The sequence below is a fragment of the Pseudazoarcus sp. NS20 genome (genome assembly GCF_059703745.1).
On the sequence record NZ_BAAKIY010000003.1, the window covers coordinates 481,717 to 503,637 of the forward strand.

A 21,921-nucleotide genomic window follows, 5' to 3' on the forward strand; every position below is an offset into this window, starting at 1 on the left:
GAGCGTCACCGGATTATTTTTGCGCACTCCATCGCTTACGCAGGCAACGTACCAACTTTGCCCAGTCAATGAAGTACTTGTTCAGGAAATATAGGACGAGGGTGATGCCCAGCACGATATAGGAACTTCCCCGCTGGCCACTGAGCATGAAAACGCTTGCAACGTAGAGCAGACACGCAGACAGAAACAACACACCGAAAATTTCAATGAGTTGAAATGCACTGCAGGCTCCTTCGGCAACACCTGCGGTGTTCGACTGCTCCCTGGCGCTTCCTTCGACGTCTAGTCGTGAAGATTTGTCTTTGTCCATGAGCTCGATTATTAAAAGCACCTTTTACATACTCGAGCGCGTGAAACTTTTCTGACAGCTCGATCAATCATTCACGAAGCATAACTCTGTTTTTGGCTGGGCCGCTGTTTTCAAAGAAAGTCGGGAGTAACCAGCCCATGCGGCGCAATGCGCTGCGCTTATCGCGCCCTACGATGATGCCCGGCAGAGCCGGCGGTCCTACCGTCGGTGGTAAACTCTCGTCTTTCGTTCGTCACCCATGAGACACAGGTTCGCAATGGCCCAATACGTCATGTCGATGCTGCGCGTGAACAAGGTTGTTCCGCCCAAGCGCCAGATCATCAAGGACATCTCCCTTTCTTTCTTCCCCGGCGCCAAGATCGGCCTGCTCGGCTTGAACGGCGCGGGCAAATCCACCGTGCTGCGCATCATGGCCGGCGAAGACAAGGAATTCGACGGCGAGGTGCAGTGGCTGGCCGGCATTCGCCGCGGCTATCTGCCGCAGGAGCCGCAGCTCGACCCCAACAAGACCGTGCGCGAAGAAGTCGAATCCGGTCTGGGCGAGATCATGGAGGCCAAGCAGAAGCTCGAAGAGATCTACGCCGCCTATGCCGAGCCCGATGCCGACTTCGACAAGCTTGCCGAAGACCAGGCCAAATACGAAAACATCATCGCGGCTGCCGGCAACGACACCGAAACCCAGATGGAAATCGCCGCCGATGCGCTGCGCCTGCCGGCGTGGGACGCTACCATCGGCAACCTGTCGGGCGGTGAAAAACGCCGCGTGGCGCTGTGCAAGCTGCTGCTCTCCAAACCCGACATGCTGCTGCTGGACGAACCCACCAACCACCTGGATGCCGAATCCGTGGAATGGCTGGAGCAGTTCCTCGTGCGCTTCCCGGGCACCGTGGTGGCCGTCACCCACGACCGCTACTTCCTGGACAACGCTGCCGAGTGGATTCTCGAACTCGACCGTGGTCACGGCATCCCCTGGAAGGGCAACTATTCGTCGTGGCTGGAGCAGAAAGGCGACCGCCTTGCTCAGGAGAGCAAGCAGGAGGCTGCCCACATGAAAGCCATGAAGCAGGAACTGGAGTGGGTGCGCTCCAACCCCAAAGCGCGTCAGGCCAAGAGCAAGGCGCGTCTGGCCCGCTACGAAGAGATGTCGTCGGTCGAATACCAGCGCCGCAACGAGACGCAGGAAATCTTCATTCCGCTGGGCGAGCGCCTGGGCGACAAGGTCATCGAGTTCAACGGCGTGTCCAAGGCCTTCGGCGACAAGCTGCTGATGGACAATGTGAGCTTCAGCATTCCGCCGGGCGCCATCGTCGGCATCATCGGCCCCAACGGCGCGGGTAAATCCACGCTGATCAAGATGATCCGCGGCCTGCAACAGCCCGATTCCGGCACCATCGACATCGGCTCGACAGTACAGATCGCCTCGGTCGACCAATCCCGCGAAGGTCTGCCGGACGACAAGACGGTGTTCGAAGCCATCGCCGATGGCGCCGACGTGCTGACCGTGGGCAAATTCGAAATGCCCAGCCGCGCCTACATCGGCCGCTTCAACTTCAAAGGCGGCGACCAGCAGAAGATCGTCGGCAACCTGTCAGGTGGTGAGCGAGGCCGTCTGCATCTGGCCAAGACGCTGATCTCGGGCGGCAACGTGCTGCTGCTGGATGAGCCGTCCAACGACCTCGACGTGGAAACCCTGCGCGCGCTCGAAGACGCACTGCTGGAGTTCGCCGGCTGCGCGCTGATCGTGTCGCACGACCGCTGGTTCCTCGACCGCATCTGTACGCACATTCTCGCCGCCGAAGGCGATTCGCAATGGACGTTCTACGCGGGCAACTACCAGGAATACGAAGAGGACAAGAAGAAGCGTCTGGGCGAAGAAGGTGCCAAACCCAAGCGCATCCGCTACAAGCCAATTGCACGCTGAGAACGCAGACGGGCCCGCTTCAGGGTCCGTCATTGCAAAGGCAGCGCCGCAGTCCCGCGACGCAGCGCTGCCCTCCATGGCTTGCGCACCGCAATCACTGACGTTTGAACCCGCTCGATGGAACACCGCATGACCCGAATCGGTACCCCACTCTCCCCGACGGCCACGCGCGTGCTGCTGTGCGGCTCGGGCGAGCTTGGCAAGGAAGTCGCCATCGAACTGCAACGCCTTGGCTGCGAGGTGATCGCGGTCGACCGCTACGCCAACGCGCCGGCCATGCAGGTGGCGCACCGCAGCCACGTGGTGAGCATGCTCGACGGCGCCGCGCTGCGGGCGATCATCGAGCAGGAGAAGCCGCAGTACATCGTGCCCGAGATCGAGGCCATCGCCACCGCGACGCTGGTGGAGCTTGAGGCCGAGGGCTACACCGTGGTGCCCACCGCGCGCGCCACGCAACTCACCATGGACCGCGAGGGCATTCGCCGGCTGGCCGCCGAAGAGCTTGGCCTGCCGACCTCGCCGTTCCGCTTTGCCGACACCTTTCTGGAGTACTCCGCAGCCGTTGAGGCGGTGGGCTTCCCGTGCGTGGTGAAGCCGGTGATGAGTTCGTCCGGCAAGGGGCAGAGCGTACTGCACAAGCTCGAAGACGTTGCGCCGGCCTGGGAGTACGCCCAGCAAGGCGGCCGCGCCGGACAAGGCCGGGTGATCGTCGAAGGCTTTGTCGACTTCGATTACGAGATCACCTTGCTCACCGTGCGCCACGTGGGCGGCACCAGCTTCTGCCCGCCGGTGGGTCACCGCCAGGAAGACGGCGACTACCGCGAATCATGGCAACCGCAGGCCATGAGCGAAAAGGCGCTGGCCGAATCCGAGCGCATTGCCCATGCCGTCACCGAAGCCCTCGGCGGCCGCGGTCTGTTCGGCGTGGAATTGTTCGTGAAAGGTGACCGGGTGTGGTTCAGCGAGGTGTCGCCGCGCCCGCACGACACCGGCCTGGTGACGCTGATCTCGCAGGATCTGTCCGAGTTTGCGCTGCATGCGCGCGCGATTCTCGGCCTGCCGATTCCGGGGGTGCGCTTTCACGGCCCGTCGGCTTCGGCGGTGATTCTGGTCGATGGCGATTCCGCGCAAGCGAGCTTCGGCAATCTGGGCGCCGCTCTGGCCGAGCCCGATACCGCCCTGCGTCTGTTCGGCAAGCCCGAGGTGCATGGCCGCCGCCGCATGGGCGTGGCCCTCGCATTGGACACATCGACCGAGTCCGCCAAACAGAAAGCCCTGCGCGCGGCCCGCGCGGTGACCGTCGAATTCTGATTTCATACGCCGGCCGAGCCGGCCCAACCACCCGAAGAGGTTTCTCATGACCCAAGCAAGCGCCCGCCACATCCTCGTTGCCACCGAAGAGGAATGTCTCGACCTGAAAAACCGCATTGCCAACGGCGAAGATTTTGTCGCGCTGGCCATGAAACACTCCAAGTGCCCCTCCGGCCGTCGTGGTGGCGAGCTGGGCAGCTTCGGGCGCGGCCAGATGGTGCGTGAGTTCGACGAAGTGGTGTTCTCTGCCCCGATCAAGGAAGTCCAAGGCCCGGTGAAGACGCAATTCGGCTATCACCTGGTGGAAGTGACCTCGCGTAACGACTGATCTCGAGCGATCACCGCCCGCTGCACCACGACGAGGCAAGCCCGAGGCCCTGCTCAGCCACGGCCGTCGAGCTTGCCTCGTTTCATTCAAGACCAGCCAAACGGCCAGCGCCGCGACATCGGACACTCACATGCGCATCTATCACAACCCCCGCTGCTCGAAGAGCCGCGGCGCCCTGGAGCTTCTCGAAGAGCACGGCATCACGCCGGAAGTCGTCCACTACCTCGAAACACCGCCCAGCCGCGATGAACTGACGAACCTGCTCCGCAAGCTCGACATGAAGCCGTCCGAGCTCGTGCGCCGGGGCGAAGAGGTGTGCAAGGCCGAATACACCGGGCGCGACATGAGCGAGGTCGACTGGCTCGACGCCATGGTGAAGCACCCGGTGCTGATCGAACGCCCTATCGTTGAAGCCGGCGATCGGGCAGTGATCGGGCGTCCACCCGAGAATGTTGTTGCGCTGATACAAAAATGAAAACCGCGCGCAAAGCACGCTCAGAAAAGCTTCTGTGGCCGAGCGGCCTCGTAACGCGAAAACGGGCGATCACGTTCGCCAGCGGTCAGAACGCATCATCGATATAATCGAACACTTATCAAGATCGGTCTCGCAAATCATGCGTTACGTTTCCGGAATGGCTGGCGTATTGCTATGTGCCTCGGTACTTGCTTCCGAGCCTGTAGAGCTTGCCGCGGTCAATCAGTCCGCCCACATCGGCGTTTCGCTGGTTGTTGCAGATCCGTGCGACAACACCCGCCATGCCACCAGCACGGCGTGCATTGGCAAAGCGGCCTTCCGTTCCGTGGAAAACACGCAGATGCTTCAGCCGCTGACGCGAATCACCGATGGTGACCAGAGCATCGACACCCCTTGGCAGCGCTACCGTGTGCGCACCATCGACTTTTACTGACCCGCCTCAGTAGTAGGTCAAGGTCACCGTCAAGGTGTCGGTATATGTGCCGGGCACAAGCATGTTCTGCCCGGCATTGATCTGTCCATATACCGTAATCGGCAATGAGAAAGACGCCAGCGCCGCCAGCAACACGCTGCCGGAGACAACGGCGGAGCCTGACGTTCCGTCACCCCACACCGTCGTGTGCGCAGCATCCGCGTACAGGTTGTAGAACAAGCTGCGCCCGCCACTCGTCATCCTCCTCGTGCCGTAAGTGCCACTGCCGGTGCTGAGCGCCACGGAATACGGCACCAGCAGGCCCAGCGTGCTGTTGCAGTTCATGCGAACGGTACCGGTGGCGCTGCGCAAGGTGCCTGCGAGCGGGTTGAATGCGCCGAAATTCACTGGCGTTGCGGTGACGCCGCAGGTGCATAGCGGCGCAAGGCACAGCGCGCTGGCATGTTGCGCAAACAGGGCAAGAACGCCCGCGGCAAGCCATTTCTTCATTTCAGTCTTCCTGACAAGTGAGCACACCGAAATCGGAAACCGACTCCGGCGCTTCGCTCAGTTCAAAGCCAACCGTACAGGGCCGACCACCAGAAGCCGACAGCCGGATGTCCCGCACCGGGCTGCTTACGAAGACCCGCCCCTCAAAGCCTACGATCAACGGGCTATCTTGGCCTTCCACGGCAAGTCTGGTGCCGGGCGGCAGCGGGGATCCGTCGGCATAGTGGATGAAGCCGCTACCCGCATGAGTACGCCGTACGGGGAAATCCACCAGCACGCCACTGCGCAGCGCAGGGGTGACGTTGATGCTCAGCGTATCGATCTCGGCGTCGAAGGGAAGATCGCCCTGATCGATACTGATTTCGTTGGGTTGGTAGCCGCGCAGTATCGGCACGAAGGCGTAGCCGCCCCGCCCGGTCGTGGCGACCTGCTGGTTTTCATGCAGCACGCTGATACCGGAGTAGTTGTCGACCTTCACGACCGCAAAACTGTCGTCGATCTGTCGTGTCGGATACACGCCCCCGCCCAGTAGGGCCAACGAGCCCGCCGCGCCAAGGCGGTACGCGGTGGAGGTGTCTTGCCCGCCGGCGGCACCGGCGGTCAGGCGCATGTACTCGCTGTTCCACGTGCCCAGCGCACTGTAGCGCCGCCCGTCACCCTCTTCGGCATTGATCTGGTAACCGAAGCCCGGCCCGGCCGGCACGCTGCGCTGCAATTGCAACGCTGAGTATGAAGTGCTGGAGTCGGGGTCGCGACTGCGGTTATGCACCACAGAAAGGCTGTCGCGCTGGCCCAGCGTATGCACGAACATCACGGCAATCGAGGTGTTGCGCGTATCGCCCATCTGGCGCACGGCCGAAACACTGATGAAAGCGCTGCGCCCGATGCTGCGACTGTAGCTCAAGGTGGCGATGCGGACGTCCTCGTTCTGCCAGGTGGTCTGGCGCGCATAGCTCGCCCCCAGGCCACCTTTCAAGAACGGCACGCCGGCCGAGATGGCGGAGGTCAGCCGCGAAGTACGCCCCTCGAACTCGCCCAGCTGTGCAAAGTCGCGCGTTGCGTACTGCATCGTGACGTTGCCGCTGAAGCCACGCGCCTGCCGGTCGAAACTCACCCCCGACGACCACCCCGCTCCTTCGTCGGAACGGCTACCGGCTCCCTGCAAGGTCAGCGTACCCGCCGTGCCGAGGAGCCAGGTGCCGCCGAGCCCGAGCATCTGTTGCGACGCCAACCACTCACCGCGCAGTTCCCGCGTGAAGCCAGGTGAAATGCCTTTTCGCTCGTTGCCGGCCACGAAGTTGCGGCCATAACGGTTGCTGCGGAATCCGTAGTCTTCGCGCACCTTGCCGGCCTCCAGCGAAAAGTCACGCAGGCCCGGCTTGAGCAACATCGGACTCGCATAGTACTGCTGCGTGATCACCTGCTCCCGCCCGAGCAGATCACGCACGGTCATGCGGATCTCGCCCTGACCGGTGACCAGGGGCAGATCGGCAAGATCAAACGGCCCGGCCGGCACGTTGGCCTGGGTGCCATAGTTGTTGTTGATGAACAGATCAAGTGTCGAAGGCAAGGCTGCTTCGCCGCGCACGGAGGGCAGCGCAAAGGTCGAGAAACCCGGCGTGAGCGCGAAATTGGTGCCCCAACGGACACCACCGAAACGCACCGACCGGCCCAGCGTGCCGCCCTGCGTGACGGCGTCGCCCAACCACACGGTCTGGCGCTGTTCGGGCATGTCGAAGCTCCAGTTGGTTTCCAGCCGCACATGCTTTTCAGCCCCGCCAAAGGCATTGCTGCGGTACAGCGACGAAGTGGCGCCGCGCCCGAGCGAGCCGAAGACGTTGAGCTGGTAGAGCCCAGCAAGGTTGTCCGCGAAGTCATTGCGCTCTCCCAGCACGTCATAGGTGAAGTACGCGCCTGCGGGCGACGGCGTGACAGCCAGAACACTGTCAGCGGCCAGGTTCAGCGTGTTCGAGCCGAAGGCCTCGGGTCGCGCGAGGATCATCAGCGTCTGCGTGCGACTGTCGATGCGCCACTGCAGCGTGGAAACATCGTTCAGACGGATGTAGGGAATGCCCTCGAAGTCGAACTCGAGTTCGCGCGACACCGGCATGTTCCAGGCGGCAAAGACCTCGCGTGCAATCGCCAGATCGTCTTCGGCCAACTGCAAGGCCTCGACATCGTCATCACGCACCACGCCGTTGATGGCCACGCCAAGAAACACAAAGTCGGGACTGGCCGGGACGACCACCTGCTGCGCAATCGCACGGCCCGCCAAGGCCGGCCTGGGCTCACCCTGCACGGGCAAGACGTGACTCTGCGCAAACAGCGCCTGAGCATGGGCTGCGAGCAGCATCGACAGGCAGCCGCGACGCATTTACTGGCCCTTGTCGAGCACCACCGGAATGTATTCGGGGCCGCGGTCGGTGAAGACCTCGAGCACCACGGGCTGGCTGCCGACGGCGGCCTCCCCCGAACGCTTCAGCGCAAAGGTGCGCGACTCCCCAGGAAACAGCACCGCTCCATCATTACTGGATGCCAGCGCCGGCCCTGCGGCGTCGGCAGCCTTGCTGCGCAGACGAATGCCGCCCACCTTGTAATGCACGTTGCCGTCGTTCTGCAGCGCGACCTGAACACTGTCGGCGGTTTGGCGCACCGTCCATTTCTGATCCTGCACGACTTGATCGGGCGCTACATAGATCGGGAGACGCATGGCCACCAGCACGCGGACCGCGGTACCGTCATTCTCCACCTTGTCATTCGCCACGGGCACTTCGCGCAGTACCAGCCGGTACGTGGACTCAACCGCCTGCTCGTTGCGCTGGCGCAAGCCGACGCGCACCACCTGCGAGCCGCCCGGCTCGATCGTGAACATTGCCGGATTGACCATCACGTGGGTGGTCTCACCATACTCATCGACACCGTTCACACGCTTCCAGACAATGGTCTCGGCCTGCATGGTGACCGGCTCTGCGCCGTAATTGACGACGTTCACCGTTGCGCGATTGATCGCGCCGCCCATGTGGATCGCCACCGGCGTAACCCCTACGTTGGCAGCCCACAGCTGCGGCGACAGCAAGGCCAGCAGCAAGACGAGGAAACGGGTCACGTGCATGAACGGCTCCTTGTGCTTCAGTAAGTGATGGTCACAGTCACGGTGTCGGTGTAGCTGCCCGGCACGGCGCCACTCAGCGAGGGCAGACGGCCGTAAATGGTGAGTTGCTGGTTGGCGCCGCTGCCCGTGCCACCGACGGTGCTGCTGCCCGTGCCGTTACCCCACACCGTGGTGCGAGCCGAATCGGTGTAGAGCTGATAGCCGAGCGTGCTGGAGCCGTTGATGATGCTGCGGCTGGCGAAGTTGGTGCCGCCACCGGCGTTGGTGCCGGCGTTCAGCGCGACGGAGTACGGCGTGGTGTTGGTGCAAGCCACCGTCAGCGTCGAAGTGGAGTCCAGCGGAACCGATGCGGCGATCGGGTCAATGTTGTTGCCGAAGTTCATGTTGGTGCCGGACACCGTGCAGGAACTTGTCACGGTGGCGGTTACCTGGAAGGTCGCCGAAGCGGTGGCCGACCAAGCGGCACTGCACGCCAGGGCTGCGGAACAAACGACGGCTGCTTTCAACAATTTGGACATTCTGCACTCCTGTTCGACTGGTCAGTTCGCTTGGCCGGCGGACATTGCCTCGATCCGGTTCAGCATGGTTTCGATATCCCGCGTCTTGTCGTAGAAGCCGTTTGCACCCAGCGTCTTGCTCATTTGCCGGTATTGCTCAAGCGTCTGGTTCGTGAAGACGAAGATTTCTGCGGTATTGCCTGATGCACGAAGCGCTTTCAACACGTTGAAGCCGTTGCCCGGAGTCAGGTTGATGTCGAGGATCACGACATCCGCCTGCACGGTCGGAATCAGTTTCAGTGCGGCTTGCTCGGACGCTGCCTCGCCTACCACGCTGACCCCCGAAACCGACTCCAGCAGCGCAATCACGTGCTTCCGTATGACTGCCGAGTCTTCCACCACGACGATTTTCATGAGCACCTCCAACGCAACGCCAGATTAAGGATTCCGGCGGAGGCGGGTAAGACGCCAAAACCGACATGTGGTGAAAGGGCTTTCCGCTTCCTTACGTCAGGAAATCCCTACACATACGCAGATTCGAAACTCACTCCTTCTCAGTCAAACCGTGTTGCACACAGTACTTGGTCATTTCCACCTTGTTCTTCCAACCCGTCTTCTGCAAGATGCGGGCGGTATACGTGCTCACCGTCTTGGCCGACACATGCATGGCCTCGGCGATCTCGTTGGCCCCCTTGCCGGCCGCCAGCTGCAGCATGACGCGGTATTCCTGCGATGACAGCTCTTCATGCGGCAGGCGCCCGACCGGCTTGCCGCCGAGCATGTCGAGTAGTCGGTCGGCCATGCTGGGGGTGACGTAGCGTCTGCCCGAGAGGACACGCTCGACGGCGCTCACCAGCTCTTCCGCTGCCAGATCCTTGGGCAGGTAGCCCACCGCCCCCATCTGCAACACGCGCGCGGCATAGGCCGATTCAGCATTCAGGCTGAGTACGAGAATCGGCACCTCGCGCGCCACGCGCAACATGCGCGCCACGCCCTCGGTGCCGGTGACATCGGGCAGGCTGATGTCGAGCACGATCACGCTCGGCTTGAACTCGACAAAGCGCGTCAACGCATCCGTCAACGTGCCGGCATCCATCACGTCGGCATCCGGCCACCGCCCGAGAATCAACTGACGGATGCCCAACCGCATGATCGGGTGGTCATCGACGATCAGGCAGCGCATTCTTCACTCCCTTCTGCCAGCGGCAGCGTCACGACGATGCGGGTGCCCTTGCCGGGCGCGGCACCGAAGCGGAAAGTGCCGCCCGCCAGCGCGGCACGCTCGCGCATGTTGCGCACGCCACTGGCGTCGGCGCGAATGGGCTGGGGGCCGATGCCGTTGTCGGTCACCGTAAATCGGTAATCCGGCCCCTCGACGCTGCCTTCGATGTGGACGCGGCTGGCGTGGGCATGACGCTGGACGTTGGTGACGGCCTCCTGGGTGATGCGGAAAAGCTGGTTGGCCTGCATCGGCGAAAGCACGTCCTCCTGCGCGATTTCGACCGTGATCTCGGGGCTGCTGCGCCGGCCGAGCTCCGTCGTGTAATGCGCTACGGCCGCGCCCAACCCCAGATCATCGAGCAACGCCGGGCGCAGTTCCCCCGAAATGCGGCGGGCCACGACGACGCCGTCATCAAGTAGGCGCCCAAGTTCTTCGAGCTGCTCCGCCTTGGCCTCTGCAGACGATGTTTTCATGCTGAACAACAGCATCTTGATCGACGTGAACACCTGTCCGATCTGGTCATGCACTTCGCGCGCAAGCCGGCGCCGCTCACCCTCGATGTTCTGATCCTGCTCCAGTGCGAAGGTCTGAATGCGGTCCAACGCCGCCTGCAACTGGGCGGTGCGCTCCTCGATTCGGCTCTCGAGGTTGGCATTGGCATCGTGGAGCCGACGCTGCACCGCGTCGCGAATGCGCTTCTCTCGTATAAGGAAGAACGCCGAGACGACCATCAGCAACGTGCCGCCGATCGACACCCAGTAGCTCAGCCGCAGCGAACGGCTCTGGATGTCACGCGCCAGTTCCAGCCGCGTTTCGCTCAAGCCCCGCTGCACCTCGTGCAGGCGTGCGACCTCGACGCGTATCTCGTCCATGATGCGTTTGCCGTCGTGGTACAGGGATTGGTCTTCGAGCACCGCCGGGCCCCGCGCCTTGCGCTCGTCGATGAGGAAGGCGGCGTGCTGGATGCGCTGATTGACCAGGCTGTCGAGCTTGTCGTGCGAATACGTCTGCTGCTGCTCGGGCCGCTTGAGGTTGGCGATCAGTTGCTGATACATCTGATCGAAGCGATCGCGGGCCGCAAGATAAGGTGCCAGATAGCTCTCGTCGCCGGTGATGACGAAGCCGCGCTGCCCGGTTTCGATGTCCTTGATCAGCGACACGGTTTCGCTGATGAGGATCGAATTTTGCAGCGCATGCCGGCTGGCATCGTTGTGATGCTCGATGCTCTCGATGCTGTGCAAGCCCTTGTGCGCCATGTACACAAACAGGCACACCCCGATGACCAGCAGGCCGATTGCAATGTTGGTTGAAGGCAGCGCTGCCCAGAAATGGCGCAGGCGCGCCAGCAATGCACGATCGTGGTTCCCCATGCCCCTCCTCCAGCTCATCATGCGCGGCGGCAGGCTTGGCGGAGCTTCACGCTCCAACCCGCTCGACATGGCGCATCCCGACAGCTTATGCCTAGAGGATGGTCACTGAAAAGAGGAAAAGCAAATCGTCATGCACCATGGCGAAGGCATTCTTCACGCAAACCGCATGAACGCTGCAAACGCGCATCGGGGGCGGATCGCAGCGTTTTCAAAGCCTTGCCGCAGAAGGCTTCAACGGCCGGTCTCGAGCCCCTTGCGCAACAGCTCGCTGACGAGGTCGTTCAGACTGACGTCACGCTCGGCCGCCAACGCGCGTAACTCGGTCGCCAGCGACGACTCGATCTTCACGGCGAACGGGATCAGACCTTTCTCCTGATCCAGGCGACGCTGCTCCTTGCGGTCGGGCATGCCGGCCTGGCCGAAGCGGTCGGGCGTGCGGGCGCTCTTCATCTGACCGTCGATCTTCAGGCCAAGATTTTTGTAGAGGTCGGTCTTCTTCATGGGGTTCTCGTTGCGTGTTGGCAGCCGACAGGGGCGGGAGCGCGAGTGTAATCCTTCGCCCTGAGGCCGTGGCAACAAGCGGGGGCAAGCCGGCACCCGCAGTGGATCCTCTGGCATCATCACGGGATGAACTCCATCGCCCCTTCCGCCCTGCTGCGCCGCTTCAGCCTTGTGCTGGCAGCTTTTGCATTGTTACTCACCGCCTGCGCGCGAGACGAAGGCCCCATCCGCTATTTCTCGGCGCTGCCGGAAGACGCCGTGGTGCTGGTGCTGGGCGACAGCCTGGTGTACGGGACGGGGGCATCGCGCGAAAGCGCCTGGCCACAGATCGTGGCACGCGACAGCGGCTGGGACGTGATCAATGCAGGCATTCCAGGCAACACTTCCGCCGACGCACTGGCACGGCTGGACGATCTGCTCGATCGCTACCAACCCAACGCCGTCATTCTGGCCATCGGCGGCAACGACTTCCTGCGTGATATGCCTGAAGAGCAGACGCGCGAGAACCTCACACAGATGATCCGGCAAAGTCAAAGCGTCACCACCCACGTTGCGCTGGTTGCCATTCCGGCGAAATCCCTGCGCGCCGAATTGCGTGACCACGCGCTGTACGCCGACCTGGCAAGCGAACACAGCGTGGCCATGGTCCCACTGGCCGTCTCGGAAGTGCTGTCACGCCAGGATTTGCGCTCCGACCGCATTCACGCCAACGAACGCGGCTACGCGCTGATTGCCGAGCGGGTGATCGAATCACTGGGCAAACACGGCTGGATGCAGAACTGACGCTTCAGCGCGTTACACGCCGGGCCAGCACCGCAGCCCGTGTGATGCGCCATTCATCCATCCGCAACGCCCGCCAACGCGCCGGGCGAAGCAAGCGGCGCCAGCGCGAACGCGAGCACGCCAGAATGCGCGCCTCCAGCCACGCTTCGTCGAAGCCCGCCCACTCCCCTGCCACCGACCACAGATTGGGCGCACACACCGGGTACACCTCCTCGACCAGAATGCGTTCGATGGCTTCAAGCGAATAGGCAGAGCCGGCCAGCACCTGCACACGGTGCTGGCGCAAGCGCGTCACATCGGTGTCCAGAAACAATTCCGACAGCACGCCCCACACCGGCCGGCGCGCGGCAAGATCGTGCTCTGCAGGCAACAGCTCATGCGCTGACGTCAAAGGCTTCATGAAAGCCAACCTCGCCCTGCGGGAGTCGCCCGCCCCCGGCGATAGCCAGAAGATACTCGGGCGGCACGCCCGGCAGCAGCAGGCCGGGGATATTGCGAAAGCCGAAGCGGCCGTACAAGGCTGGATCGCCAAGCACCACACACCCTTCGGCCCCGCGGGAATGAAGCTGTGCGAGACCCTGCTCGACCAGTGCCCGCCCGATGCCGCAGCCCTGCATCCACGGCACTACGGAAAGCGGAGCCAGACCGAACCAGCCACGAACGCCATCGGCAATGCTCACCGGTGAGAAGGCGACATGGCCGACCACCTCGTCGCCCGCGCTCGCCACCAAGGAAAGCTCCAGGGCGTCGGCTGCGCGCAGCGCCGCGACAATGAGATGTTCGGTATGACTGCTGTGAGCCTTGCCGGCGAAAGCCCCGCGGATGACGGCATCGATGGCTACGACGTCCCGCCCCGCTTCCGCCCGGATGCGAATGTCCTTCGCGCTTCGCCCAGCGTGGATCACGACGCAGCTGCGGACGGCACGCGGTACGTGCTTGGCCAAGGGTTGCCTGGGCCCTTGTGCGCCTCTCCTGCGCGCGGAAAGACGAAGTGAGCGCGCAGCAGCATGTCGAACATCCATGCGCCCACCTCTTCCGCCGCATCCGCTGCCAACCCGAAATGCTGTGCGTAATACCGCGCGAGTGCCGTGCGAGCGGCGTCCTCACCCTCGACGAGCCTTCGATGCAAGCCGGCGTGCCTGTCGTCCGTGCGGGCCCACGCTTGCAAGCCTGCATCCACGCGCGCGCGCGAGTTGTATGCATCTTGCGCAGAGACCGCCCACGGACGCAACGCCACATTCGCCAACACGTGTCGCACCTTGAGGCGCAGGCTTGCGGTTTGCTGCAGTGTGCCCTCGCCTTCCCCCGAACCAATCGCCTCATCGAGAATCGGCAACACGCTGCGGACGGCTTCGGGCAAATTTTCAGTCGGTGAGACACCAGCTTCGTGAAAGTGCACTTCACACACGGCTGCCGACTCGGGCGACACATGCACCTGCCATGCAGCCAAGATTTCGAAAGGCTGACCAACGTCGATCAACCAGTTCGGCCCCGCCTCCGAAGCGCGCAACACGATCGGCGGCCGCCATGAATCAGCCATCAAGGGTGTCGCGCTCGGCTGCTGTGCGAAATCTTCGGGCTTGGTCGAGGCATCCAGCAGATAGCTCGAATACATATCCCCGCGCCACCCATGCGCAGTTTCGAGCACGACCAGACGCTTGCCGTCGTCGGCATCGCGCGCCCAGTACAGCGAGCGCCCTTCGAGCGGAATACGCTCGAATTCGTCAGACGCCGTCAGGGCGTTGCCGCCCGAGATGTCGAGCGACTGCGCCGCCAACACCACGCGCGACTCGAAGCCCGCAGGTGTCTGCAACGGCGCATACACCCTCGCGGACGGCGCTTCGAACATGCTACGGGCAAGTGTCAGCGCCTGCGTGCACTCGGCGCGATCGACATCGCCCGAAAGCTCGGGGAATGCGAGGGCGCTGCTGGAAGCCACAGCCAAAGCGATGCTTGCCAGCCCGCCGCGCATCGCTTGCTTCGAACATGCTGAACGCCCGCTCATCGGCACGCCCTCGTCTGCAGCGACGCATTCGCGGGGATCGGCTCAAACCCCGCTGCTCGCGCGCCCGCTTCGGACCCCGCGTCGATCCGGATCAGCCAGACGTCACCCGTCGGCGCACCGCATACGGCCGGATACATGCGGCCATCGTGACCGCAGGAGGCATCGTCCACCCGCACTCCGGCATTCTCCAGTGCGGCGAGCTCAAGTTGCAGGTTCTCCGACGTTGCTCCGGGGGCATCGCACTGACGTGCCTGAACAGGCTTGTAGAAATCTGCCTTGTCGCCCGGCTGGCGCTCGACCTGCGCACATGCCACCAAGGTGCCGGCCACGCCAAGCGCCAGCCCTACGCTTTTCCAGATCGCTTTCATGTCGTACCCCTAGCTGTCATGTGATGCCCGAGAGTACTGCACAGCAGCCCCGGCGGTGTGTGTCCAGACGCAACGTCACCGGCCTGCAATCTTTGCTCCTTATGCTGCGTCTCGCCTGCCCGGCAATCCACAGCTTGCCGGCATCTCTTCCGCGAATGCCAGGAGTTTTCATGACGCACGCCACCGATCTTGATTCCCCACTGCCGTGTGCCCGGCCGAGGGTCCCCACAGACACCGCCAGCGATCTGGTAGTCGTCACGCCGGCGATCTCGCCCGACGTGAGCAACATGGAGGTCTTCCAGCGCTTCAAGGCCGATGTGGGACTGGGCAGCCTTCCAGTGGTCGAGGACGGCAGGCCGGTGGGGCTGATCAATCGCCACATCTTCATGGAAGAGTTCGCGCGCCCGTTCGCACGGGAGCTCTATCAGAACAAGAGTTGCATCGCCTTCATGGACAAGCGCCCGCTGATCGTCGAGCAGGACACCACCATGCAGGCCTTGTCGGCCACCATTCTGGAATTCGGCGACAAGGTGCTGGCAGACGGTTTCATCATCTCGCTCAACGGCTATTACCGCGGCATGGGCCGTGCGCAGGACGTGCTGGCGTCGATCTCGCGCATGCAGGAAGAAAAGAGCCGCATCGTGATGGAGTCCATCGACTACGGCAGCGTCATCCAGCGCTCGATCTCGCGCTCCTCGCGCGAGGGCCTCGCCAAATGCCTTCCCGAGCACTTCCTGATGTGGGAGCCGCGCGACACGGTGAGCGGCGATCTCTACCACTTCCGCGAGTTTGATGACGGCTACCTGGTGATTCTGTTCGATTGCACCGGTCACGGTGTGCCCGGTGCCTTCATGACATTGATCATGACGGCCTTCATGCAAGGGGCCATCAATGCCCAGAGCGCACGCGACCCCGGCGCACTGCTGGCGGAAATACACCGCAGCGTGAAGAACGCCATGGGCCAGCATGAAGACATGAACGACATTCACCACGCCGATGACGGCATGGACGCCGCCGTGTGCTGGGTGGAACGGGGCACGCGCAAATTGCGCTTCGCCGGAGCCCACATGTCGCTGTTCGCCCTGGCGCCTACCGACGAGGATTTCACGGTGATTGATGGCGACCGTGAAGGAGTGGGCTACGCCAGCGTTCCGATGCAGCAGCAATGGGCCAACCACGAACTGCAGCTCGCCCAAGGTGCCGCGGTGTATCTCTTCACCGACGGCATCTTCGATCAGTTAGGCGGTGCAAAGCGCATCGCCTTCGGCAAGCGCCGTGTGCGTGCGTGCCTGAAGCGCCTGCGCGATGCCTCACTGCCGCTGCAGGCACGCGGCCTGCGTGCCGAACTGCGCGACTACCAGGGCGACGAGCCGCGCAAGGACGACGTCAGCGCCATCGGCTTCCGCGTGTGAGGGCCGCAACATGACTCCTGAACTGCTCGACCGCTTCCGCGCGCAAGCGAACTCCTGCCAAGTGCTGCTGCACTTCTCCGGTGAGCTGAACGGCAACGTGGTGGCCACGCTGTCGGACACCGTGCGCGAACGCCTCGACGACGCCGCGCCCGACCGGCGCGTGGCGCGACGCGTGTTCTCGGCCTTCATCGAAATGGCGCAGAACGTGGTGCACTACGCCCCGCACTACCCCGGGGGGCACGGCCCGCAAGGCACGCTCACGGTTACGCGGGAAGCCGAGCACTACGCGGTGATGTGCTGCAACCGCGTGCGCAACGATCAGGTCGGGCGCATTCGCGACCGCGTGGATGCGGTGCGCGCCATGACGTTGGAGCAGATCAAGGCCGCCTACCGCGCGCAGTTGCGCAACGACGAGCACGCCACGCTCGACGCCGGCAGCAAAGGGGCCGGCCTCGGCTTTCTGACTCTGGCGCGCGAAGCCAGCGCACCCATCGATTACCGCATCGTCCCCGTTGCCGGGGAGCCCGACAGCGCCGAATTCCACCTGCGCGCAACCATCTGATCCGAAACAGGAGAACACCATGAACGTCGTGCACATCCCCGCCACCAAGGAAACCCCGGAAGTCGTCGTCGACGCCACGACCATGCGCTTCGAACTCTCGGGCGAGTCCTACCCCGAAAATGCCATGGCCTTTTATGCGCCGGTGCGCAATCAGCTCGAAGCCCTGCTCACCCAGGCGGCAGCCAACGACGGTGTGGAGGCACATTTCAACCTGCGCTATTTCAACAGCTCGAGCACCAAGCTGATCCGCGCATTGGTGGGCATGCTGCATCGTCGCGCGACGGAAGGCGCACGCATCGTGGCGCATTGGCACCACGATCCGGAGGACGACATGATGGCCGAGTTCGGCGCCGACCTGAAAGACGAGTTCGAAGCCCTCGAGTTTCGCCTCATCGAAGCCGGAAGCGCCTGAGCCGGAACGGGCTCGGGCAGCATCCATCGCCCCGCCGCGCGCCGCTGCCCGGTGATAGCATGCTTCGATTCGAAACTCGGAACGACAGCATGGAACGCTTCGACTATCTGGTCATCGGGGGCGGCAGCGGCGGCGTAGCCACGGCACGACGCGCCGCAGAGCACGGCGCAAAGGTGGCGCTGGTGGAATCGGGCCGTCTGGGCGGTACCTGCGTGAACGTGGGCTGCGTGCCCAAGAAGGTCATGTGGAACGCCGCCGACATCGCCAGCCGCTTTCACGACGCCCCCGGCTACGGCTTCGACCTGGTGCCGCCGAGCTTTGATTGGGGTGCGCTGAAAACGCGCCGCGACGCCTACATCGAACGCCTCAATGACATCTACGCCACCCTGCTCGACAAGTCAGGCGTGACGGTGGTGCGCGGTTACGGGCGCTTCGTCGACGCGCATACCATCGAAGTGGAGGGACGCCGCCTCACCGCCCCAAACATCACCATCGCCACCGGCGGCCAGCCGGTGCGGCCGACGATTCCGGGTGCCGAGCTCGGCATCACCTCGGATGGCTTCTTCGAACTCGAGCACCAGCCCAAGCGCGTGGTGGTGGGCGGCGCGGGCTACATCGCGGTGGAGATCGCCGGCATGTTCCGCGCGCTGGGCAGCGAAGTGACGTTGCTGGTGCGCGGCGAGCACATGCTGCGCCCCTTCGACGCCATGCTGCGTGACGAACTGGCCGCCCGCATGGCCGACGACGGCGTGGACATCCGCTTCAAGACCGAAGCGCATGAAGTGTCACGCAAGGCCGATGGCAGCTTGCAGGTGGCTTGCGGCCCGGCCGGCTCCATCGAGGCAGATTGCGTACTGTGGGCCATCGGCCGCCGTGCCAACACCGCCGGGCTGAATCTGGCCGCGGCCGGAGTGACGGCCAACGACGACGGCACCGTGCCGGTGGATGCGTTCCAGAACACCAACGTAGCCGGCGTGCATGCCATCGGCGACATCACCGGTGCGGCCGAACTCACACCGGTGGCGATTGCCGCGGGCCGTCGCCTGGCGGCACGCCTGTTCAACGGCCAAGCCGACGCCAGGCTCGATTACAGCAACATCCCGACGGTGATGTTCAGCCACCCGGCCATCGGCACGGTGGGCCTGACCGAAGAGCAGGCGCGCGCGAAATTCAGCGACGTAAAGGTCTACGCCACGCGTTTCACGCCGATGTATTACGCAGTCACCGAGCACAAGCCCAAGACCGCCATGAAGCTGGTGTGCGCGGGAGCGGACGAACGTGTGGTGGGCGTGCACATCATCGGCGAGGGCGCCGACGAGATGCTGCAGGGCTTCGCCGTGGCAGTGAAGATGGGCGCCACCAAGCGTGATTTCGACGACACCGTGGCCATTCACCCGACCAGCTCCGAAGAGCTGGTCACTCTTCGCTGAGCGAGTCGCTCAGGGTGGCGAACCGAGCTGGGTGAACACCAGCTCGCCATCTTCGATGACGCGCAGCGGCGCAAGCATGCCGTCTACGTCGATGCGCGCGTTGAGCGAATACTCCAGGGTTTCACGGCCCGGCGTGTTCATGATTTCGTTGAAGAGCGTGAGGCTGCTGACCAGATCGATCGGCGAATTCAACTCGAGCTCGGTTTCTGAATACGGCGGCACTTCGGCCAGACGCGAAGTTACGCCGGTCAGCATGCGATGACCTTCGAGCGCCACGGTATAGCTCAGGCCGCGCATGCGCAGCGGCGTGGCATTGGGGTTCACCACGCGCAAACCGATGGCGATGCGCGGCGCCCGGCCGTCCGACGGCATCAAGCCGAAGGACGACAGCGACACCACCGGCTGCTCGAACGCGATGTCTCCCTTGCCCGAGCAACCCGCCAGCAGGATTGCGCCAAGCGCCATCAGGGCAAAACGTCGTGAAGCAATCATGGAACTCATTCTCCGCAATGCATTCTCAAAACCTGGCAAATGTGCGCCACCCGCAATTGTGCCGCAAGCCGCATTACCCGATGTTACGGCGAGGCCGGCATGACGAGTGACGCCACAAGCGCCGACTCCCATAACTGAATCTGCTACTCTGCAGCGGCATTTGCACCCGGGGCAGCGCACGACAATGCCATTGTTGCAGCCCGCCAGACTCGAACAATAACGGAGACACCCCATGCACCCTGCCCGCAGCCCTTCGATCTTGCGGCGGACGAGCGCGCTCGCCCTCGCCGCCGCCTTGTTCGTGCCTTTGGCCGCCCATACGCAGGGACCGCCGAGCGACCAACAGCCAGTGATGCTGGACGTGCCGTACGTGCCCACGCCCAACGAGGCGGTGTACCGCATGCTCGAGCTGGGCGAAGTGCAGCCGGACGACTACCTGATCGACCTCGGCTCGGGAGACGGGCGCATCGTGATCGCAGCGGCACGCGATTGGGGCGTGAAGAAGGCGCTGGGCATCGACATCGACCCCGAGCGCATCGCCGAAGCCAACGAGAACGCGAAGTACGCCAAGGTCGACGACCGTGTGAACTTCGAGCGCGGCAACCTCTTCGAAAAGGATTTTTCGAACGTCGACGTGCTCACGATGTATCTGCTGCCGACCATCAACCTCGAACTGCGCCCGACCATCCTCGACAAGCTGCGTCCCGGCACCCGCATCGTTTCGCACGTCTTCGACATGGGGGACTGGCGCCCGGATGCCTGGATCGAGGTTCAAAGCCGCTACATCTACAAATGGGTCGTGCCCGCCAAAGTCGACGGCGCCTGGGAGATCACGCGCGCCGACGGCAGCAAATTCAACATCGACCTGAAGCAGACCTACCAGTTCGTCAAGGGCGAGGCCCTATTCGGTGATCAGACTAAGCCGATCACCTTCACTCAACTGCGTGGCCCCGAGTTTCGTTTCAGCGTGAGCGGTGAGCACTTCACCGGCCACGTCGAAGGCGACACGATAACCGCCCAGCAGGGCACCAAAGTGGTGGAAGGCTGGCATGCAAAACGCCTCTGATGACGGTCGCGACTGCCCGACGGCCGGCCCCAGTGCCGGGCTGTCGGTTCTGGACGGCGTAGCCGTGCTGGTGGGTGTCGTCATCGGCATCGGCATCTTCGGTTTCCCGCCGCTGGTTGCGCAGTTCAGCGACAGCCCCACCACCTACATCGGCCTGTGGCTGGCCGGTGGTCTGGTCATGCTGCTGGGCGCCATGTGCTACGCCGAACTGGGTTCGGCCTACCCGCATACCGGCGGCGAATATCACTTTCTTCGGCGCGCTTGGGGCCCCTTCGTTGCACTGCTGTTCGCCTGGGCACGCGGCTCTGTGATTCAGACTGGCTCGATTGCCGCAGTAGCATTCATCTACGGCGAATACGCCAGCCAGCTGCTGCCGCTCGGCCCATGGAGCATCGCCTTGCACGGTGCGTTCGCGGTGATCGCCCTCACCGCACTCAATGTGCTGGGCACAAGCGGCTCGAAGCGCATGCAGATCGTGTTTTCGGCGCTCACGGTGCTGTCGCTGCTGGCGGTTCTCGTGGCGGGACTGCTGGCGTCGGGCAACAGCCTGCACGTGGACGCCGCGCCAGCGGCAATGTCGGGCAACCTCGCCGGCATGCTGGGCATGGGCATGGTGTTCGTACTGCTGACCTACGGTGGCTGGAACGAAGCCGCGTATTTGTCCGGCGAGTTGCGCAACCCGCAACGCAACATGGCGCGCGTGCTGTTGATCGGAACGCTGGTGGTAACCACCATCTACGTGCTGGCCAACCTGGCCTACCTGCACATCTTCGGCTTGCAAGGGCTGCGTGATACCGATGCGGTGGGCGCCGCGTTGATGCGCATCGCCTTCGGCGAGGCGGCTGCCGTGGTGCTCAGCCTGATGGTGTGCATCGCCGCGCTGAGCACCATCAACGCCACCATCCTCACCGGCGCGCGGGTGTATTACGCACTGGGCCGAGACATTCCCCAGCTGGGCATGCTGGCCGCATGGAGCGATCGCGGCGAGACGCCCACGCGCGCACTGGTGGTGCAATGCGTGATCACCTTGGCACTGATCATGTTCGGCGCCTTCTCGGCGAATGGCATCGAGACCATGGTGGCCTACACCGCGCCCGTCTTCTGGCTGTTCATGTTCCTCACCGCGCTCAGCGTGATCGCACTGCGCCGCCGCGACCCGAACCGCCCGCGTCCCTTCCGCACCCCGCTCTACCCCCTGCCTCCGTTGATTTTCGCCGCAGTATGTCTGGGCTTGCTGTGGTCAAGCGCGCAGTACGCCGGGGCTGGCGCATGGCTGGGCCTCGCGGTGTTGGCCGCTGGCGTACCGCTGCTTTTGCTTCAGAAGCGCGAGGCCGCCACGGCGGTGAAGTAATCACGCGACGCGCCATTGGCGTGGGGGCGGCCAGGCTGATACTCTGCCTCGCCGCCCTTTCTCATTGTTGA

Annotated in this window: 26 protein-coding genes; 12 read left to right on the forward strand and 14 right to left on the reverse strand. The window is 63.5% G+C overall.

Annotated elements, in window-relative coordinates:
- Positions 1-13: 13 nt before the first annotated feature.
- Positions 14-310 (reverse strand): hypothetical protein, encoded by a 297-nt coding sequence (locus AC6H0W_RS10975; protein WP_497577193.1) that lies wholly within the window; start codon positions 308-310, stop codon positions 14-16.
- Between the two features lie 256 nt (positions 311-566).
- Here AC6H0W_RS10975 and ettA point away from each other — a divergent pair, with 256 nt between their 5' ends.
- From ettA to AC6H0W_RS11000, 5 genes are all read left to right on the forward strand, one after another.
- A complete protein-coding gene (gene ettA / locus AC6H0W_RS10980; protein ID WP_497577194.1) occupies positions 567-2,231 on the forward strand; it encodes an energy-dependent translational throttle protein EttA in 1,665 nt (554 codons plus the stop codon).
- Between the two features lie 129 nt (positions 2,232-2,360).
- A complete protein-coding gene (purT, locus tag AC6H0W_RS10985) occupies positions 2,361-3,542 on the forward strand; it encodes a formate-dependent phosphoribosylglycinamide formyltransferase (RefSeq protein WP_497577195.1) in 1,182 nt (393 codons plus the stop codon).
- 4 nt (positions 3,543-3,546) lie between these two features.
- Positions 3,547-3,870 (forward strand): peptidylprolyl isomerase, encoded by a 324-nt coding sequence (locus tag AC6H0W_RS10990; protein WP_497577350.1) that lies wholly within the window; start codon positions 3,547-3,549, stop codon positions 3,868-3,870.
- A gap of 130 nt (positions 3,871-4,000) precedes the next feature.
- On the forward strand, positions 4,001-4,345 hold the full coding sequence (arsC, locus tag AC6H0W_RS10995) for an arsenate reductase (glutaredoxin) (RefSeq protein ID WP_497577196.1): 345 nt from the start codon (positions 4,001-4,003) through the stop codon (positions 4,343-4,345).
- Positions 4,346-4,484: 139 nt separating this feature from the next.
- On the forward strand, positions 4,485-4,778 hold the full coding sequence (locus AC6H0W_RS11000; protein WP_497577197.1) for a hypothetical protein: 294 nt from the start codon (positions 4,485-4,487) through the stop codon (positions 4,776-4,778).
- Between the two features lie 6 nt (positions 4,779-4,784).
- Here the strand turns inward: AC6H0W_RS11000 and AC6H0W_RS11005 are convergent, their stop codons facing one another.
- The 8 genes from AC6H0W_RS11005 to AC6H0W_RS11040 all read right to left on the reverse strand — a co-directional run bounded on the left by AC6H0W_RS11005 (position 4,785) and on the right by AC6H0W_RS11040 (position 11,969).
- Entirely contained in the window at positions 4,785-5,267 is a 483-nt protein-coding gene (locus AC6H0W_RS11005) for a Csu type fimbrial protein (protein ID WP_497577198.1), read from the reverse strand.
- A 1-nt stretch (position 5,268) separates the two neighbouring features.
- Positions 5,269-7,641, reverse strand: a complete 2,373-nt coding sequence (locus tag AC6H0W_RS11010; RefSeq protein WP_497577199.1) for a fimbria/pilus outer membrane usher protein — start codon at positions 7,639-7,641, stop codon at positions 5,269-5,271.
- The gene (locus AC6H0W_RS11015) at positions 7,642-8,379 is read right to left on the reverse strand and encodes a fimbrial biogenesis chaperone (RefSeq protein ID WP_497577200.1); all 738 of its coding nucleotides are present in this window, start codon (positions 8,377-8,379) and stop codon (positions 7,642-7,644) included.
- A 17-nt stretch (positions 8,380-8,396) separates the two neighbouring features.
- Entirely contained in the window at positions 8,397-8,897 is a 501-nt protein-coding gene (locus AC6H0W_RS11020) for a Csu type fimbrial protein (protein WP_497577201.1), read from the reverse strand.
- Between the two features lie 21 nt (positions 8,898-8,918).
- Complete coding sequence (locus tag AC6H0W_RS11025; protein ID WP_497577202.1) at positions 8,919-9,290, reverse strand: response regulator; 372 nt, start codon at positions 9,288-9,290, stop codon at positions 8,919-8,921.
- Between the two features lie 130 nt (positions 9,291-9,420).
- Complete coding sequence (locus AC6H0W_RS11030; RefSeq protein WP_497577203.1) at positions 9,421-10,059, reverse strand: response regulator; 639 nt, start codon at positions 10,057-10,059, stop codon at positions 9,421-9,423.
- Complete coding sequence (locus tag AC6H0W_RS11035) at positions 10,047-11,468, reverse strand: CHASE3 domain-containing protein (protein WP_497577204.1); 1,422 nt, start codon at positions 11,466-11,468, stop codon at positions 10,047-10,049. The genes AC6H0W_RS11030 and AC6H0W_RS11035 overlap by 13 nt, the downstream gene beginning before the upstream one ends.
- Positions 11,469-11,699: 231 nt before the next feature.
- Entirely contained in the window at positions 11,700-11,969 is a 270-nt protein-coding gene (locus AC6H0W_RS11040; RefSeq protein ID WP_497577205.1) for a hypothetical protein, read from the reverse strand.
- Positions 11,970-12,095: 126 nt separating this feature from the next.
- Here AC6H0W_RS11040 and AC6H0W_RS11045 point away from each other — a divergent pair, with 126 nt between their 5' ends.
- A complete protein-coding gene (locus tag AC6H0W_RS11045) occupies positions 12,096-12,752 on the forward strand; it encodes a GDSL-type esterase/lipase family protein (RefSeq protein ID WP_497577206.1) in 657 nt (218 codons plus the stop codon).
- 4 nt (positions 12,753-12,756) lie between these two features.
- Here the strand turns inward: AC6H0W_RS11045 and AC6H0W_RS11050 are convergent, their stop codons facing one another.
- Genes AC6H0W_RS11050 through AC6H0W_RS11065 form a run of 4 tightly spaced genes read right to left on the reverse strand, consistent with a single transcriptional unit; the run spans position 12,757 to position 15,125 of the window.
- Positions 12,757-13,152 (reverse strand): DUF7079 family protein, encoded by a 396-nt coding sequence (locus tag AC6H0W_RS11050; protein ID WP_497577207.1) that lies wholly within the window; start codon positions 13,150-13,152, stop codon positions 12,757-12,759.
- Positions 13,127-13,657 (reverse strand): GNAT family N-acetyltransferase, encoded by a 531-nt coding sequence (locus AC6H0W_RS11055; RefSeq protein WP_497577208.1) that lies wholly within the window; start codon positions 13,655-13,657, stop codon positions 13,127-13,129. The genes AC6H0W_RS11050 and AC6H0W_RS11055 overlap by 26 nt, the downstream gene beginning before the upstream one ends.
- Positions 13,654-14,757 (reverse strand): hypothetical protein, encoded by a 1,104-nt coding sequence (locus AC6H0W_RS11060; protein WP_497577209.1) that lies wholly within the window; start codon positions 14,755-14,757, stop codon positions 13,654-13,656. The genes AC6H0W_RS11055 and AC6H0W_RS11060 overlap by 4 nt, the downstream gene beginning before the upstream one ends.
- Complete coding sequence (locus AC6H0W_RS11065) at positions 14,754-15,125, reverse strand: hypothetical protein (RefSeq protein ID WP_497577210.1); 372 nt, start codon at positions 15,123-15,125, stop codon at positions 14,754-14,756. Before AC6H0W_RS11065 ends, AC6H0W_RS11060 begins: the two co-directional genes overlap by 4 nt.
- A 170-nt stretch (positions 15,126-15,295) precedes the next feature.
- On the opposite strand from AC6H0W_RS11065, the gene AC6H0W_RS11070 reads away from it, so the two are divergent.
- The 4 genes from AC6H0W_RS11070 to gorA all read left to right on the forward strand — a co-directional run bounded on the left by AC6H0W_RS11070 (position 15,296) and on the right by gorA (position 18,941).
- A complete protein-coding gene (locus tag AC6H0W_RS11070; protein WP_497577211.1) occupies positions 15,296-16,537 on the forward strand; it encodes a SpoIIE family protein phosphatase in 1,242 nt (413 codons plus the stop codon).
- 10 nt (positions 16,538-16,547) lie between these two features.
- Positions 16,548-17,099 carry a SiaB family protein kinase gene (locus AC6H0W_RS11075; protein ID WP_497577213.1) on the forward strand — a complete coding sequence of 184 codons (552 nt, stop codon included), beginning with the start codon at positions 16,548-16,550 and terminating at the stop codon, positions 17,097-17,099.
- Between the two features lie 19 nt (positions 17,100-17,118).
- Entirely contained in the window at positions 17,119-17,511 is a 393-nt protein-coding gene (locus tag AC6H0W_RS11080; RefSeq protein WP_497577214.1) for a DUF1987 domain-containing protein, read from the forward strand.
- Positions 17,512-17,600: 89 nt separating this feature from the next.
- Complete coding sequence (gene gorA, locus AC6H0W_RS11085; protein WP_497577215.1) at positions 17,601-18,941, forward strand: glutathione-disulfide reductase; 1,341 nt, start codon at positions 17,601-17,603, stop codon at positions 18,939-18,941.
- A gap of 9 nt (positions 18,942-18,950) precedes the next feature.
- On the opposite strand, the gene AC6H0W_RS11090 is transcribed toward gorA, so the two are convergent.
- On the reverse strand, positions 18,951-19,433 hold the full coding sequence (locus AC6H0W_RS11090) for an LEA/WHy family protein (protein WP_497577216.1): 483 nt from the start codon (positions 19,431-19,433) through the stop codon (positions 18,951-18,953).
- 232 nt (positions 19,434-19,665) lie between these two features.
- Here AC6H0W_RS11090 and AC6H0W_RS11095 point away from each other — a divergent pair, with 232 nt between their 5' ends.
- Both AC6H0W_RS11095 and AC6H0W_RS11100 read left to right on the forward strand, forming a co-directional pair.
- Positions 19,666-20,499 (forward strand): methyltransferase domain-containing protein, encoded by an 834-nt coding sequence (locus AC6H0W_RS11095; RefSeq protein WP_497577217.1) that lies wholly within the window; start codon positions 19,666-19,668, stop codon positions 20,497-20,499.
- Positions 20,483-21,850, forward strand: a complete 1,368-nt coding sequence (locus AC6H0W_RS11100) for an APC family permease (RefSeq protein ID WP_497577218.1) — start codon at positions 20,483-20,485, stop codon at positions 21,848-21,850. Before AC6H0W_RS11095 ends, AC6H0W_RS11100 begins: the two co-directional genes overlap by 17 nt.
- Positions 21,851-21,921 lie beyond the last annotated feature (71 nt).